This window comes from Paracoccus sp. Z118, assembly GCF_019061185.1.
Classification (GTDB): Bacteria; Pseudomonadota; Alphaproteobacteria; order Rhodobacterales; family Rhodobacteraceae; genus Paracoccus.
In genome coordinates this window covers 1-480 of the sequence record NZ_JAHQZU010000126.1, presented here as the reverse complement: position 1 = coordinate 480, position 480 = coordinate 1, and the positions used below count along the sequence as shown (strand labels likewise).

General features: G+C 70.2%; 1 pseudogene. It reads right to left on the bottom strand.

The features are described 5' to 3' along the window. A pseudogene (locus tag KTN05_RS18815) lies at positions 1-452 on the bottom strand (PepSY domain-containing protein); the annotation flags it as partial. Positions 453-480 lie beyond the last annotated feature (28 nt).

The following is a 480-nucleotide window of genomic DNA, read 5'->3' as shown; positions in this document are numbered from 1 at the left end:
GGCTCGAACCCGGTCATCGGCGCGACATGGACACGCTGGCCCGCCCCGGTCAGCGCTGCGTGGAGCGTTGAGGCAAAGCCCCAGGTCGAGCCGCCTTCGCTGCCGACCAGCAGCACCGTCTCGGCTTGCGGGGGCGGCGCATTGCCGCGGATGCGGGGTCGTGCGCGGGATGAGGAGAGCCACAGGAACACTCCGGTTCCGGCCATCGCCGGCACGCCCAACGCCATCAGGCCCAGCACCAGCCCCAACACCGCCGCCCCCTGACCGGTGTGCAGCATGAAGATGGTCTCTGACACCTGCTGCCAGGCGGACAGATCGGTCCAGGCGAGCAACGCACCGGTTCCCTGATCCAGATAGCCGGTGCCGTGGTCCGTCTTGAGCGTGAGGACGTCGGTCGGGTCGGTCGGATCGGCCAGCGACAGGCTGCGCAGGCTGGCGGCCGGCAGTTGCAAGGCGCTCGCCACCTCAAGGCTCGCTCCC